At 41.6% G+C, this 14,433-nt stretch carries 13 protein-coding genes; 4 read left to right on the top strand and 9 right to left on the bottom strand.

Annotation, left to right across the window (positions count from 1 at the left end; all coding sequences use genetic code 11):
* Window positions 1-130 precede the first annotated feature (130 nt).
* Window positions 131-1,072: a LysR family transcriptional regulator gene (locus V7L07_RS27300; RefSeq protein ID WP_335062106.1), complete on the top strand. Its 942-nt coding sequence runs from the start codon at window positions 131-133 to the stop codon at window positions 1,070-1,072.
* 230 nt (window positions 1,073-1,302) lie between these two features.
* On the top strand, window positions 1,303-2,934 hold the full coding sequence (locus tag V7L07_RS27305; protein ID WP_335062108.1) for a mucoidy inhibitor MuiA family protein: 1,632 nt from the start codon (window positions 1,303-1,305) through the stop codon (window positions 2,932-2,934).
* Between the two features lie 182 nt (window positions 2,935-3,116).
* Here the strand turns inward: V7L07_RS27305 and cls are convergent, their stop codons facing one another.
* The 3 genes from cls to V7L07_RS27320 all read right to left on the bottom strand — a co-directional run bounded on the left by cls (window position 3,117) and on the right by V7L07_RS27320 (window position 5,770).
* A complete protein-coding gene (gene cls / locus V7L07_RS27310) occupies window positions 3,117-4,559 on the bottom strand; it encodes a cardiolipin synthase (RefSeq protein WP_335062110.1) in 1,443 nt (480 codons plus the stop codon).
* 1 nt (window position 4,560) lies between these two features.
* A complete protein-coding gene (locus V7L07_RS27315) occupies window positions 4,561-5,406 on the bottom strand; it encodes an endonuclease/exonuclease/phosphatase family protein (RefSeq protein ID WP_335062111.1) in 846 nt (281 codons plus the stop codon).
* 145 nt (window positions 5,407-5,551) lie between these two features.
* Window positions 5,552-5,770 carry a hypothetical protein gene (locus V7L07_RS27320; protein WP_335062112.1) on the bottom strand — a complete coding sequence of 73 codons (219 nt, stop codon included), beginning with the start codon at window positions 5,768-5,770 and terminating at the stop codon, window positions 5,552-5,554.
* Between the two features lie 157 nt (window positions 5,771-5,927).
* Between V7L07_RS27320 and V7L07_RS27325 the strand changes: the two genes are divergently transcribed.
* Entirely contained in the window at window positions 5,928-7,235 is a 1,308-nt protein-coding gene (locus V7L07_RS27325) for an efflux RND transporter periplasmic adaptor subunit (protein WP_335062114.1), read from the top strand.
* Here the strand turns inward: V7L07_RS27325 and V7L07_RS27330 are convergent.
* Window positions 7,232-7,369, bottom strand: coding sequence for a hypothetical protein (locus tag V7L07_RS27330; RefSeq protein ID WP_335062116.1), 138 nt, complete (start codon window positions 7,367-7,369; stop codon window positions 7,232-7,234). The two genes, V7L07_RS27325 and V7L07_RS27330, sit on opposite strands and share 4 nt — an antisense overlap.
* A 149-nt stretch (window positions 7,370-7,518) precedes the next feature.
* Window positions 7,519-8,376: a diaminopimelate epimerase gene (gene dapF / locus V7L07_RS27335; protein ID WP_335062118.1), complete on the bottom strand. Its 858-nt coding sequence runs from the start codon at window positions 8,374-8,376 to the stop codon at window positions 7,519-7,521.
* Between the two features lie 69 nt (window positions 8,377-8,445).
* Here dapF and V7L07_RS27340 point away from each other — a divergent pair, with 69 nt between their 5' ends.
* On the top strand, window positions 8,446-8,661 hold the full coding sequence (locus V7L07_RS27340; protein WP_335062120.1) for an Hfq-related RNA-binding protein: 216 nt from the start codon (window positions 8,446-8,448) through the stop codon (window positions 8,659-8,661).
* Between the two features lie 39 nt (window positions 8,662-8,700).
* On the opposite strand, the gene V7L07_RS27345 is transcribed toward V7L07_RS27340, so the two are convergent.
* The 4 genes from V7L07_RS27345 to V7L07_RS27360 form a co-directional block, all read right to left on the bottom strand.
* Window positions 8,701-11,040 (bottom strand): cation:proton antiporter domain-containing protein, encoded by a 2,340-nt coding sequence (locus tag V7L07_RS27345; protein ID WP_335062122.1) that lies wholly within the window; start codon window positions 11,038-11,040, stop codon window positions 8,701-8,703.
* Between the two features lie 789 nt (window positions 11,041-11,829).
* Complete coding sequence (locus V7L07_RS27350) at window positions 11,830-12,807, bottom strand: SDR family NAD(P)-dependent oxidoreductase (RefSeq protein ID WP_335062124.1); 978 nt, start codon at window positions 12,805-12,807, stop codon at window positions 11,830-11,832.
* Between the two features lie 12 nt (window positions 12,808-12,819).
* Window positions 12,820-13,713 carry a hypothetical protein gene (locus tag V7L07_RS27355; RefSeq protein ID WP_335062126.1) on the bottom strand — a complete coding sequence of 298 codons (894 nt, stop codon included), beginning with the start codon at window positions 13,711-13,713 and terminating at the stop codon, window positions 12,820-12,822.
* A 196-nt stretch (window positions 13,714-13,909) separates the two neighbouring features.
* Window positions 13,910-14,074 (bottom strand): hypothetical protein, encoded by a 165-nt coding sequence (locus V7L07_RS27360; protein ID WP_335062128.1) that lies wholly within the window; start codon window positions 14,072-14,074, stop codon window positions 13,910-13,912.
* Window positions 14,075-14,433 lie beyond the last annotated feature (359 nt).

Consider the following 14,433-nt stretch of genomic DNA (forward strand, 5'->3'; position numbering starts at 1 on the left):
TATAATATCAAGAATAGAGTTTTATCTATGATAAAACTCGTAACTTTCTGTGAGCATCACTATATCATTTGCCAGTGTTCAGCAATACTAGTCTTATATCTATTAATCGCTATATACAGGAGAATCACCCTTGAACCAAGCGACGCTGCACCAGTTAAAGGTGTTCGAGGCGGCGGCACGGCACAGTAGCTTTACTCGTGCTGCTGAGGAATTGTTTCTCACCCAACCTACTGTTTCTATGCAGATCAAGCAACTTACAAAAACGGTAGGGCTGCCATTATTTGAGCAAGTAGGGAAGCGATTGTATCTGACGGAAGCCGGACGGGAGTTATTTGCCACTTGTCGGCAGATTTTTCACAATATAGCCCAGTATGAAATGAAGGTGGCAGATTTAAAAGGGCTAAAACAGGGACAATTACGCTTGGCAGTGATTACCACAGCAAAATATTTTATCCCACGTTTGTTAGGGCCGTTTTGCGAACTTTATCCAGGGATTGATATCTCGCTACAAGTAACAAATCACGAACAAATTTTAGAACGGATGAGTCAAAATTTGGATGACTTATATATTATGAGTCAAATTCCAGACAATATAGATGTGACTTGTGAACCATTTTTAGAAAACCCTTTGATCGTATTTGCACCGACTAATCATCCGTTATCCAAAGAAAAAAATATTCCTATCCAACGCCTGTCTCACGAACCTTTTATTATGCGGGAGCCTGGTTCAGGAACACGCCGCGCCGTCCAAAAGCTATTTGAAGAGCAAGGGGTAACGGTAAAAGTCAAGCTAGAATTGGGAAGTAATGAAGCAATTAAACAAGCGATCGCAGGTGGTTTAGGTATTTCTGTTTTATCTCGTCATACCTTACTATCAGACACTTCAGAGTTTAGCATTTTAGATGTACAACACTTCCCCATTCAGCGACATTGGTACATGGTTTACCCATCTGGCAAGCAGCTCTCTATCGTCGCTCGTGCCTATTATGAGTATCTACTAGCTGCGGCAAAGAATTTTGTCGAGCAAAGTTCTGATACTGCTTCTAGTACGCTCGAACCAATTCATAGGTAATTCGTAATTCGTAAGGGAACTCCAAGAAATAAATTATCCAATTTTGTGGGGTGGGCATCTTGCCCGCCATATAAGCTGGGCGGGCGAGACGCCTACCCTACAAGAGTTAATTGGATATTTTTTTATTTGGAAGTCCATAATTACGAATTACCTAAAGGGGGGTTGACTCTTAGACCGGGAAACATTGACAATTAACCAGCAGAATCATTAAAAATGGGGGAAAACTGGCAATGGTTAACCCGGAACTACCGTCTTGGCGCAAAACAGTACAAAGCGAGATTGTAGCTGTTACCGTGTATGCTGATAGAGCATTGGTTACACGGCGGGGTGTTGTTAATTTAACAGGAATTGAACAGGAATTAGTAATTACCCCAGTGCCAATAACTCTAGAAACTGAGTCTGTCAGGGTTAGTGGTACAGGTACGGTAGGGGTGCGCTTGCTGGGAGTTAGTAGCGATCGCATTTACACTACTGAACCGATAGCAGAACGAGTAGCACATTTAACAAGACAAATTCAGCAATTAGAAGCAGAAAAACGCCACCTACAAGCCCAAGTAGATGCTTTAGCATTGCAATCTAGTTTTATCGCCGGCTTACGTGAAAAAACAGAAGAACCCTTTGCACAGAGTTTGTCTAGGAAAAATCTCAGCCTTAGCGAAACTTTGGATTTCCTGAACTTTCTCGGAAGCCAGTATAGTGAATATGCGATCGCATCTGGAGAGTGCAAAACCCAACAGCAGGAATTAGACAAACAACTGCAAGCACTCCACACCTCATTGCAAAAAATCCAAACACCCCATCCGAAAGAGAGTTTTAACTTAGTTGTCGCAGTTGAAGTAGCGGGTGAAGGCGAATTTGAATTAGAGGTATCCTACATAGTAAATCGCGCTAGCTGGAATCCGCTTTATGACTTGCGCTTTAGCACTACCAGCGATATTGTGCATCTAAGCTATCTTGCAGAAATCACCCAAAGTACTGGTGAAGATTGGATTGGTGCAAATCTCACCCTTTCTACGGCTAAACCAGGATTAGGTACACTCCCACCCAAACTTGAACCCTGGTATATTGATGCACCACGTCCCCAAATGTTACGCCGACGACAATTTGATGCCCAGCCACCACTGCTGCCTAGCATACCAGAGCCGCCTGCTGCTGCCGCCAGAGCAGATTGGCAAGAACAAGACGAAGCTACCGAGGATAGTCTCATTCCAGCAGAAACCGTTATAGCAGAAGTATCCAAACAAGGAAGTGTAGTTACCTTTAAATTGAATAGTGGCGGCAACATTCCCAGTGATGGCGCACCCCATAAAACTACGATTTTCAACGATGATTATCCTTGTAGCTTCGATTATGTCGCAATGCCGCGCTTGGTAAGTTTTGCTTATCTACAAGCGAATGTGAAAAATAATCCCAATGGTGCGACTTTGTTAGCAGGTAAAGCGAATATTTTTCGCGACAACGTTTTTGTCGGCACTACTGGGTTAGACAATATTGCCCCAGGGCAAGAATTCAAACTGAATTTAGGAATTGATGAAGGTTTAAAAATAGAGCGCGACTTAGTTGAGCGTTTGGTAGATAAAAGATTAATTAGCAGCCAGCGCCGGACTACTTACAGTTATCGGTTGATAATTACTAACTTACTCGATAAAGAATTAAATCTGAAACTAACAGAACAATTGCCAGTTAGCCGCAACGAGCAAATTAAAGTGCGTCTTAGTCGCAGTAACCCACAAATTCAACTTGGTGAAATGGGAATTTTAGAATGGCTATTAACTCTTCCACCCCAAGAGCGGCGAGAAATATATTATCAGTTTAATGTTGAACATTCGCCTGATTTAATGGTAGTTGGGTTAGATATTTAGGGAATGCCAAAAAGTTAATTCTCTGCTAAAAACCATAACTTTTGTGGGGCTGCTAGATCCCCGACTTCGCAGAAGTTGTCGGGGATCTGAACACCACTAACCTCTCAAAACTTTTGGGACAGACTACTAGTTTTCACGTTAAGTTGACATCAATGAGCAATGCTGTACCCCTACGACTCACATTAAAGTAAAGGAGTCAGCAATCGCGAGACTCTCACGGCTAACTTAAACCAAAAAGGTTTTTTATCGTACTCATGAAGATCAACAGCAACACAGACGGCTAAATCATCCTCTAACATCTTTTTCACACTTTGGACAAACTCAGGCTCGGTAACAAAACCCATAACTTCAAAATTTAGAGAAAAAGAGCGATTATCTAAATTCACAGTTCCTACTCCTGCGAGATTCTTATCAACCACTATAATTTTCTGGTGCATAAACCCATTTTTATAACGATACAATTTGATACCGATTGTTTCCATTTCGGTGTAGTAAGAGAAGGAACATAAATAAACAAATAAGTGATCGGGTCGATTTGGTAAGATGATTCGCACATCTACACCTCGCATTGCTGCTAGTTTTAAAGCCGACAATGTTGCCTCATCCGGCACAAAGTATGGACTAGCAATCCAGAGGTGAGTTTGAGCTTGATTAATTAGTTCAACGAAAAAAAGCTTACAAGCTGGCAAACTATCTGCGGGGCCTGTAGGAAGTATAAATGCAGTTTGATTAGTTTCCTGATTAACTTTTACCTGCCAATTAACTTCGATAAGTTTTCGAGTCGCCCAATACCAATCTCGCACAAAAGAGTTTTGTAGGCTTTGTACAGTTGGGCCTTCAAGCATGATATGAGTATCACGCCAGGGACTCAATCGAGGATTTTTTCCTAAATATTCGTCACCAATATTCAGTCCACCTACAAATGCTATTTCTCCATCCACTACCAGAATTTTCCGATGATTGCGAAAATTAAATTGGAACCGATTACCTTGACCTTTGGTAGTGTTAAATGCACTGACTGCAATTCCATGCTGTTGTAGAGACTCGATATAAGGGCGAGATAGTTTCTTTGAACCAATTTCATCGTAGAGAAAATAGATGCTGATTCCTTGCTTGGCTTTAGCAATCAACGCTTCTTTAAACTCATTACCTGATTGGTCATCGTTAACAGTATAAAATTGAAACAAAATATAATTTGTCGCTGCTGCAATCTTTTTCAGCATTGCTTCATAGGTTTGCTGACCATTAATCAGTAATTCGGCAGCATTCCCTGATGTGAAAGAAATATCTGTAAAAGTCTCCGCTAATGGTTGTAATTCAGCGAGATTATCGGGTGGCGCAACTTGAAATTTAATCAGTTCGCTATAAGTAGGATGTAAAAGCTTGTAGTGTTGTGCATAGACTGAGCGTAGTGTTTCAGCATATCCGTGAAATTTAGTTCTTCCTAAAATCCAATACAACGGAATTGCTAGCCAGGGAAAGGTAATTAGAGAAATACTCCAAGCAATTGCCCCTTGGGAAGAACGCACATTCATCACTGCATGGGCTGCATGTATAACTCCCACGAAATGAACAACAACTGTCGCTGTGCTAAAAATTGCGAGAACACTACTATCTACAAGCATCTTAATTTTTTTGAGGATTGGTATAAGTAAATTCTGCCAGCAATGGTTTGTGATCTGATGAACAAATTTCGTCTAGCACTTTCGCACTAGCTTTCTTCACACTGATATCTCGGTAAAAGATATGATCTAAAGGGGGTGATAGTAGGAAGCGTTTAATTTTATCCTGATCATGAGGTGCAAAAACGACAGACGTTAACCCTAATTTAGTTGTTACTTGATTGAGGATAACTGCTCTTTTTCGACTCCAAGTATTGAAATCTCCTGAAAATATTAATGGGCCACGATGTATAGATAACGCTAGCTCTAATTCTTGCAGTTGTATTTTAAATTTATTTAAATCTACAAAATTTATCAAATGGCTATTGATTGTCAGGAGAGTTGTGCTTTGTTCAGATAGCAGATACTCAGTAATTAAAGAAATTTTAGGAGTTCTCACAATCGGCTCATGATGTTCAGTAGTGATAACTTGTTTGGTAATTGGACTAATTGTAGCTGCTGTGAAAATCCCCGAATAGGTTTGATGATGAATATCTACAAAGTTAGGTGCAAAGCTCCAATTCATTTTCAGCCATTTTCCCCATTCATCGGCTTCTAATTTGAGAGAAAACTCTTGTAATAATATTAGATTTGGCTGATAAGTATCGATGATTTTTACAAAATCTTTTACCCAAGTTTTATTATAGTTTTGTTTAGCAATATTCCAACTGAGAATCTTAATTGATTTACTATCAATTTCTGTTTGGAGGGAATTATTTTTATCAATTGTCAGTTCTTGCAAACGCAGAAATCTATAACCTGGGATAAATCTCGTTACGAGAGTATTTACGTGTTCTTGAATATTAGACATCACTAATATTAAAATGGATTTCTTTTAGCTTAACGCTATTGTATAGTTGTCACAGAAAAATGGCGCACTTGTAAGGCTATCCCAAACTGCGGTTTGGGTAGCAGGATCGGCAAAGTTTCCAAGCGGATGATGGCCAGTCCTTGGGTTATTTTAAATCTGGTTGTGCCCAAGTTCTGGCAAATAATCCTAATCTTAGTTGAAATAACAGCGATCGCTTGGCATCGGGAATTGCATTGTCAATTAAAATCGCTGTAAGTAAGACAACTTGCAATACTGTTCGGTTAAGACAAGAGACGCGATGAATCGCCGTCTTTACAATAATCAGTCTTGCGTCTTGACGGCGATTTATTTTGAGGGGATTCACCTTTCGGTAGATTTAGACAGAATCATCAAAACTGTATATTTGGATGGTGTAACACATAATTTACGATAAAACCTCATGCCAAATCAGTAATTTACAATCAACAGATGAAATTTTGATTGAATTCTAGTTAATTTGTTCTTTAAGTTCCTCATAAGCCATGACATCCCCTGAGCCTCAAACCGATTTTGGAGAAAAAGCTCCACAAACCTCATTTGAGCCACCTTCTGGAAAACGGCGGTGGCTTTGGTTATTTTTAGCAGCACTACTATCGTTAGGGGGCGGAGCAGCTATAGTTTGGCGTTTGCTCACTCCGCAAAATTCAGCACCCTCAACTGCTAACACTCAACCTCAAGGGGTAAGAGTCAAAATATCGACAGTGCAAAGCGGCATAATTGAGGAAAGTTCAGATTTTATTGCTAGCCTAAAATCTCAGCGCTCAGTCACGCTCCAGCCGAAGATTCAGGGCCAAGTTACCCAAATACTTGTCAAATCTGGAGATCCAGTCCCCGCAGGAGCGGCAATTCTCCAAGTAGATCGTACACCACAAGCAGCGATCGCTCTTAACAATACTGTGCCTCAAGCGTTTTTATTGCAACTGGCAAATGCCCGCGCAACACTTAAATCTCTGGAAGCAGAACGACCCTCATACGTTGCAAATGTGCGATTATACCAGCAGAACTACGAAAAGTTTGTCAACCTAGCTGAACAAGGAGCCATATCTCGACAGACTAGCAATCAGTTTGCTGATAGGCTCGCCAATGCTAAGACTAGTCTTGATGCAATTGATTCCAGAATTCAAGCACAACGAGCCATCATCTTGCAAGCTGAAAAATCCTTGCAGCAAGCTAATGTAAATCAAACACAGCAGATCCAGTACGACAAAATTATCGCTCCCTTTAATGGCACTATTGGTAATATCGCTGTGAAAGTTGGTGATTTAGTTAATACTTCCACACAATTAGTTAATATCACCCAAAATCGACCTTTAGAAGTGAATATCTCTGTACCACTACAGCAAGGGGCCCAATTGCGTAAGGGAATACCAGTGGAGGTTATGAATACACAAGGTCAAAAGCTGGGTAGAAGTAGGGTATTTTTCATCGCACCTAGCGCCAGTAATGAAACACAAACGATATTAATCAAAGCACTTTTTGATAACCCTAACGGTCAATTACGGGCAGATCAATTGGTAAGAGCTAGAGTGTTCTGGAATCAGCGCCCTGGAGTTTTAATCCCCACAACAGCAATGACTCGTATCGGTGGGGACACTTTTGTTTATGTAGTTGAAACCGAAAAATCTCCCCAAGGTATATTGCAACAAGTAGCTCGACAAAGGCAAGTGAAGCTAGGCGAGATCAAAGGTAATAATTACCAAGTTATTGAAGGATTACAGCCAGAAGATAAAGTTATTATCTCAGGATTGCTCAATCTTAGGGATGGTGTTGCGATCGTTCCAGAATCTTAGTGAAGGTTGGGGAGTGGAGGATGAAGCAATACTGTTCGGTTAAGACAAGAGACGCGATGAGTCGCCGTCTTTACAATAATCAGTCTTTCGTCTTGACGGCGATTTATCGGATCTTTGCGATCTATAATTTTCATCAAAAAACCTTAACCGAACCGTATTGGGAGATAAGGGGAAAAGAGAACAAGGGGAATAACCAATGCCCCATGCCCCATGCCCCACAAGAGTGCTGAGTGGGGAATCTCATTTCTTTACTCAGCACTCAGCACTCGGAACTCAGCACTCTTTATAATTTCCCTGTGAATACCCTCTCGGCTGGGCCTGTCATGTAAACTCGTTGGTCTACTTCTGACCATTCAATTTGTAAGGGGCCACCTGGTAATTCTATAGTGGCAGTGCGATCGCATTTTCCAGTTAACACTCCAGCTACTAAGGAAGCGCAAGCACCAGTCCCACAAGCTAATGTAATTCCAGCACCCCGTTCCCATACCCGCATTTTTAGATAGTCACGGCGCACTACTTGAATAAATTCGGTATTTATGCGTTGCGGAAAAACTGGGTGATGCTCAAATTTGGGGCCGATGGTTTCTAACTCAATTGCTGCGACATCTTCCACAAAGGTAATAGAGTGGGGATTTCCCATACTTACACAAGTGACATCCCAAGTTTGCCCCGCCACCTCCAACGGCAAAGAAATGACTTTTTCTTCAGCAGGTGCAAGGGTGGTAGGAATTTCGCCAGCGAGTAATCTGGGTAAACCCATATCCACCTTTACTTGACCATTAGGAAGGATTTGGGGAATCATCACACCAGCTAGGGTATGAATGCGATATGTGATTGAGGATTGGGAAAATTCTTGCCCAGTCCCCAGTCTCTCTAAATCTGCTAAAAAGCCGGCTAAACAGCGAATGCCATTGCCACACATTTCCGGTTCGGAACCATCAGAATTAAAAATCCGCATGGTGTAATCAGTGCCGTTTTCGCCGGGTAGGGCAAAAATAACACCATCAGCACCGATACCAAAATGGCGATCGCACAACTCGATCGCTTGCTCTGGTGTCAATACAGGCAAAGATGACGAGCGATTGTCAATCAAAATAAAGTCGTTGCCTAGACCATGATACTTAGTAAATTCGATTGCCATTTCTTCAAGGATGAATTATCAAGGATTAGTTACTCTTTATTTTGCCTTGTAGGTTCATCTTTACTAAAAATGCTTACCGAATTTGACACCACTTTGCCCAGTATTAAACAAGTCCAAAACCTGATTAAACAAACAACGCCAGTAGAGTTAAAGCTGCTAACTCAGGATGTGCTGATAGGAAAGGTTTTATGGCAAGATCCACAGTGTATCTGTATTAATGATGAAAACAGTCAGCAAATCATTATTTGGAAACAAGCGATCGCTTATATTAAACCCAAGAGTTAGTCATTTATCCTTTGTGAATAACCAATGAATGACTAATGACTATTCTCGCCAATTATCTATAGGCAGGGACTCTTTGAGAATTTCTGCCTCACCAGCTTTCACCACGGGGATAGAAAGGGGTACTGAAGTGGCGATCGCAAATAACTGTTCTAGTTGACTCAGACCTGACAAGTTACCACATAATAATACTTGGTCGCTAACTCGTAAATCCATACCGCCATCAGGATAGCGGATAAACTTGCCATCTCGCCGGATCGCCTGTACTTGCACTCCATATTGCTTGGCGATATCTAAATCTGCAAGAGTTTTACCTAGTGTTGGCGCATCTGCATTGACTGTAACCCACTGACAAGCACTATTTTCTCCGGGAACAGCCGCTTGTCCCTTGGCGAATTCTGCCAAAGCTGCCAGTTCTTCATCTGCTCCCACAACCAGCAAGCGATCGCCTTCTTCTAATTTAGTTTGATTATTGGGATAATCGATTTCATCGCCGTTAGCGCGGCGAATTGCCATCAAACTTGCTCCTGTTAAGTAGCGCATATCTGCTTCTTCTATGGTCATACCAATCAAAGGCGAAGCAGTGGGGAGAGGATACCAGCGCTGATTTAAATCGAGAGTTGCTTGGCGCAAATCACGAGCAACTTCAGTGGCAGAACGTTCTGGCCGCAAATCTAAATAATGATCGTTGCGGATTTGCTGCATTTCTCGTTGGACATCTGCTGGTGACAACAAGCCTAAGCCAGTTAATAAATAAGTTGCCATTTCTAAACTGGCTTCAAACTCTGGTTGTACAACTTCTCTGGCTCCCAATTGATACAGCACTTCAATATTTTTATCCTGGGTAGCACGGACAACTAAATCTAATTCTGGGCACAATTCCAAAGCGCGTTTCAAGCAAAGACGGGTACTCATCGGGTCTGGGAGTGCGATCGCCATTCCTTTGGCATGATTCACGCCGGCAGTTTCCAGAACATGTAAACTTACGCAATTACCATATACATAAGACACTCCAGCCTCACGCAACTGCTGAATTCTGCTTTCCGATTGGTCGATTACTACCACAGGTAGGTGATGTTGCTGCAACAACTTCACCAAATTCTTACCCACTCGCCCATAGCCACAAACTACCACATGGTCTTTGAAGGGCAAATCTTCCGATACATCTCGCGCCTCATCTTCTTCTAAGTACGGTTTCAACCAAGGCATTGATTCGGCAAAGTTAAATAAAAATGGCACTAACCGCAGTACAAAAGGAGTCAGCATGAGAGTGACTGCGGTGGTTCCCAAAATTAATAAATATACTTGTCGCGACACCAGCCCCAAAGACTGCCCTTCACTAGCGAGAACAAAGGAAAATTCCCCAATTTGCGCCAGTCCCAAACCGGCGATTATGGCTGTTTTCAAAGGGTAGCGGAATAATTTCACTAGGGGCGTGATAATCAAAAATTTACCGACGAAAACTATTGCCACCAACCCCAAAATCAATTCTAGATTATTCCACAAAAACACTGGGTCAATTAACATCCCAATGGCGGCAAAAAATAAACTGGCAAAGATATCCCGCAGTGGTTCCACATAAGTCAGGGTTTGATCGGCGTACTCCACCTCAGAAATCATCAAACCCGCGACAAATGCCCCCATTTCAATGGATAGCCCCAAATGCTCTGTCAATAGGGCAATGCCCAAACACAGGGCTACAACTCCTAATAAAAATAGTTCTTTACTTTCGGTACGGGCTAGCAATCGCAATAAAGGCGGTATCAGCCAAATCCCCGCAGCGATCGCCCCAGCTGCAAATAAACCAATCAAAGCTAGCGCTGTTAGCACAGCGATACCAATGGTTTCTGCTGGTTGGTTGAGGGCTGGTAAGACTGCTAACATCAGCCCTAGTGCCAAATCCTGTACTACTAAAATTCCCAGCATCACCTGTCCGTGGGGCGTTTCTGTTTCGTTGCGCTCCATCAAACACTTGAGAACAACGGCTGTGGAAGACAAGGACAGAATACACCCTAAAAACATACCTTTAGCAGGTAAAGTTCCCCAGGCTCCAGTTAACCCGCAGATTGCAACTGTGACTAGAATTGTCAAAGCAATCTGGAGTCCACCGCCGCCAAGAGCGATCGCTTTTACCTTCTTGAGTTCTGCAAAGGAAAATTCCACACCCAATGCGAATAACAAAAAGGCGACCCCGAACTGTGCCAGAGTCTCTACTTGAATGACTTCTTTAATCAATCCCAGTCCGGCTGGCCCAATGATCATGCCGCCAATGAGATATCCTAGCAGCACCGGTTGTCGCAGAAGTGCTGCCAACAGTCCACCACAGGCTGCAACGGCTAGAACTGAAACTAAATCAACAATTAGCCTAAAATCTTCTTGCACCAGTTTTAAAAAAACTATTAATTAAGACCTATTAATTCAGGATACAAAGTTTTATGGCCTCAAACAGCTTGTTTGGGAAAAGGGCATTGGAGATTGGGGATTGGGGATTGGGGATTGGGGATTGGGGATTGGAGATTGGGGATTGGGGATTGGGCAGGAGAGAATGATTTTACAGCTATTTTCAGGTAAATATAGCGGTTCTCGAATGGAAGCAATACATTTATTTTGACCTCTCTCCTAAAAGGAGAGAGGCTTTGATGCTCACTCCCCTTCCCCCGCAGGGAAGGGGCTGGGGGTTAGGTCTGTATTTCACGCAATTGAGAACCGCCATAGACTACGCAGGGGTACAGCCAATACGGTTCGGTTAAGGCAAGAGACGCGATGAATCGCCGTCTCTACAATAAGGGAACTCCAAGAAATAAATTATCCAATATTGTGGGGTGGGCATCCTGCCATAGGTGTCAAGTTAAGCTCAAACTTCCTATATCAATAAGCATTTATGCTCAAAAACTCGGCTTGAAAGGGACAAAAAACGAACTTTTTCAGGGACTATTAATGCTTTGTTTATTAGCATCACTCCCAGCTTGCGTATAAAAGTTAGAAAAAGTTCACCTTTATACTTCGTTCCTCACAAAACCCATCGTTGACAAATGGGTTTTAACCTTAAGTTGACACTAATGGCATCCTGCCCGCCCAGTTTTTATTTGGAAGTCCCTAATAAGTCTTTGGTAGAGATTTTTTACCCGAATGCCCAATGCCCAATGCCCTTTTCCCAATGCCCAATCCTCATTAAATTTTAGGTGAGCCAAGGGCACTCAATAATAGCAATGACCACGGCATTTTAATATCAGGTATAAGCCATGAATACTTTCTCAGTATGGGCAAGCCAGCAGGTAGTACAAAACGTAGAGAACGTAATGATGCAGGTTGATCGCCATTTTCATCGACAATTCCATATTTTTTAGCCAGTTCGGCAACAATTTGCACACGTCCTGTATGGTGTATAACATTTGCTTCACCAGCAAGTGCAGCGATCGCCCGTCCAGTTAATAAGGGAGTTTCCCAATTGTAGCGATCGCTGATGAATGAGTTTTTCTGGTCAGTACCATTGCTTTGATTCATCTCAGAAGCAAAACGCGAAAAAAGCTCAGTACCAACAATACCCGGCCAAATTGAAACAGAAGTGACGTTATGGGGTTTGAGTTCAACAGCCATGTTAGCAGCAAGGCGATCGCAAGCTGCTTTGCCAACTCCATAAGCTGTATTAAAAATATAAGACATCCCACCCCACGAAGAAATAGTGCAAATTAGTCCAGAGTGACGCTTAGTCATCATTCGCGCAGCAAAAACACTTGCAACATAGTGGCTACGAAGACCAACATTATTGCTAGCATCCCAAAGACTAGGCTCACAATCCCAAAATGGCTGCCCAAAAGCGTCTCTTATTGCCTGAACTCCTGAGTAAGCATTATTTACCAGTATATCGAGTTGTCCATTCTGCTCATCTTGAATGCGATCGAACAGCAAACTCACCTGCTCATCGTCGCTGTGGTCTACTTGGACGGGAATGCATAAACCACCAACTTCCTCAATGGCTGATTGAGTTTCGCTAAGACTCCCTGAAACCCCATTACTAGAAGAGTTGTTGAGGCTCCGTCCCGTTACATATACAGTTGCACCTGCTTCACCAAGACCAATGGCAATTCCCCCACCAAGTCCCCGCGTAGCACCTGTTACCAAAGCCACTTTCCCTTCGAGGTGTCTCATGATAGCTTATTTCTAATCTTTGACCGTTAAATATTGATTATTACAATATTCTTTCGTTGCTGTGATTGAAACAACTTCTACTTCTATCGGTTTTTCTTTAGTTCCATCAATGAGAAACTCACTAGCTCCTGCACGAGGTTTTTTCGGATTTCCCCAATCATAGGTGTAACCTAAACCTGTCCAAGGATAATGTTCTTGACTCCCAACTGCATAAGAAGTTGTGTATATATCTTGCAAAACCCGATAATTAGCAGGAATCGGTATATTAAAAACATTACAACTAGAATCATTAATTTCTGGATCAACGCATGGTCTACTTAAATCTTCGGCTTTCACCCATATTTCTATGAAATGGGTCTTATTTGAGTTTCTATTTAAAATTAAGCCTAAATACTGCTGTAATCTCAGAGAAAGCATAATATTATCGGGAATATTTATGCCAATACCCTTGCAATTTTGACAAAATTCTTTAACTTGAGGAACGGCTGTTAACCAAGTCCGTGCTTCTATACTTTTTTTTGTACCTACTTTCCAATCTTCAGTTGGGTTTTTGACATATTTCCAATTCGCCATCAGATATTCAATTTTGCCATTATTCTCTCTCCACTTTATTTGAGCATTATTTTTTGACAATGGCCAAAGATTGTTTACCACTTTATCTTTACTCGGTCTTTTTGCATCCTCAATAGCTTCATTTAACTGCTTTTTAAGAGCTTGATAACTCTCAGGTTTATTTTTCTCCAGATACTCATTGACATTTTGGTTGGTTTCTGATTGTGCTAAGAAATTCTTTCTCAGATTTGATGTACTCTGTATGGGAATTTCTCTAGCCAACAAACCAGAGTATCCTACTGCCAAAAATGCGCCTGTCAAGCCTAAAAATACTTTAGCCTTCAATTTTTTCATCAAAATAATCCTGTGGATTTCTAACAATGGGGTATATGTTCTATCCCATGTAAATATGGGATAAACTCAAAGATTGCATCTGATTTTATATTTATGTTTGGCTGAAATAATATTGTGCTTAATATTTTTAATTAACTTTATCTGGATAAAAATAAATATCTACAATCTGGTCATTTGCCACAGCCATCACAACAGATTATTGAACCACATCTGTCGTCAGGGCACAGCAATGCTCATTGGTGTCAACTTCAGCTGGAAATAGCTGATCTATTCGCTTCCATGCCCGCCCGGAAATAAATTTTCGGGCTAATAGCTTAAGTCTACTGAAGTAGACTGGAGATTTTTGGCGATATTTAGTCATCTTCAGATGACTTTAGCTTATGAGACGGGAATTTCAATTCCCGGCGGACAAGCGGTTTCGCGTTAAGTTAACACTCATGAGCAATGCTGTGCCCCTACCGCGTGGTCTATTTATATCTGCGATCGCAGTTTAACTAGACTTAATGCAGTACCAGTAAAATTACTTATAATATTCAATAAAATAAATCATGATCTACAGACACGACAATGTTAATTTGTCTGCCTCTACAACATAATTACAAGGCAAGACTAACAAGCGATCGCTTGTCAAAAACATTGTTTTCTTGTTTAAATGAGGGGTCTGACCCTCTATTTATCATTAGTAGGAAGGGGTTTTGGTCAAGTCATCCTTGTTGGTAA

Source organism: Nostoc sp. (assembly GCF_036916985.1).
Classification (GTDB): Bacteria; Cyanobacteriota; Cyanobacteriia; order Cyanobacteriales; family Nostocaceae; genus Nostoc.

What these genes read in the sequence shown, in the direction of transcription:
- V7L07_RS27350 (WP_335062124.1), bottom strand. Translation starts at nt 12,807, where the DNA reads ATGAGACACCTCGAAGGGAAAGTGGCTTTGGTAACAGGTGCTACGCGG.
- V7L07_RS27355 (WP_335062126.1), bottom strand. Translation starts at nt 13,713, where the DNA reads ATGAAAAAATTGAAGGCTAAAGTATTTTTAGGCTTGACAGGCGCATTT.
- V7L07_RS27315 (WP_335062111.1), bottom strand. Translation starts at nt 5,406, where the DNA reads ATGTCTAATATTCAAGAACACGTAAATACTCTCGTAACGAGATTTATC.
- V7L07_RS27360 (WP_335062128.1), bottom strand. Translation starts at nt 14,074, where the DNA reads ATGACTAAATATCGCCAAAAATCTCCAGTCTACTTCAGTAGACTTAAG.
- V7L07_RS27330 (WP_335062116.1), bottom strand. Translation starts at nt 7,369, where the DNA reads ATGAAAATTATAGATCGCAAAGATCCGATAAATCGCCGTCAAGACGAA.
- dapF (WP_335062118.1), bottom strand. Translation starts at nt 8,376, where the DNA reads ATGGCAATCGAATTTACTAAGTATCATGGTCTAGGCAACGACTTTATT.
- V7L07_RS27305 (WP_335062108.1), top strand. Translation starts at nt 1,303, where the DNA reads ATGGTTAACCCGGAACTACCGTCTTGGCGCAAAACAGTACAAAGCGAG.
- cls (WP_335062110.1), bottom strand. Translation starts at nt 4,559, where the DNA reads ATGCTTGTAGATAGTAGTGTTCTCGCAATTTTTAGCACAGCGACAGTT.
- V7L07_RS27325 (WP_335062114.1), top strand. Translation starts at nt 5,928, where the DNA reads ATGACATCCCCTGAGCCTCAAACCGATTTTGGAGAAAAAGCTCCACAA.
- V7L07_RS27340 (WP_335062120.1), top strand. Translation starts at nt 8,446, where the DNA reads ATGCTTACCGAATTTGACACCACTTTGCCCAGTATTAAACAAGTCCAA.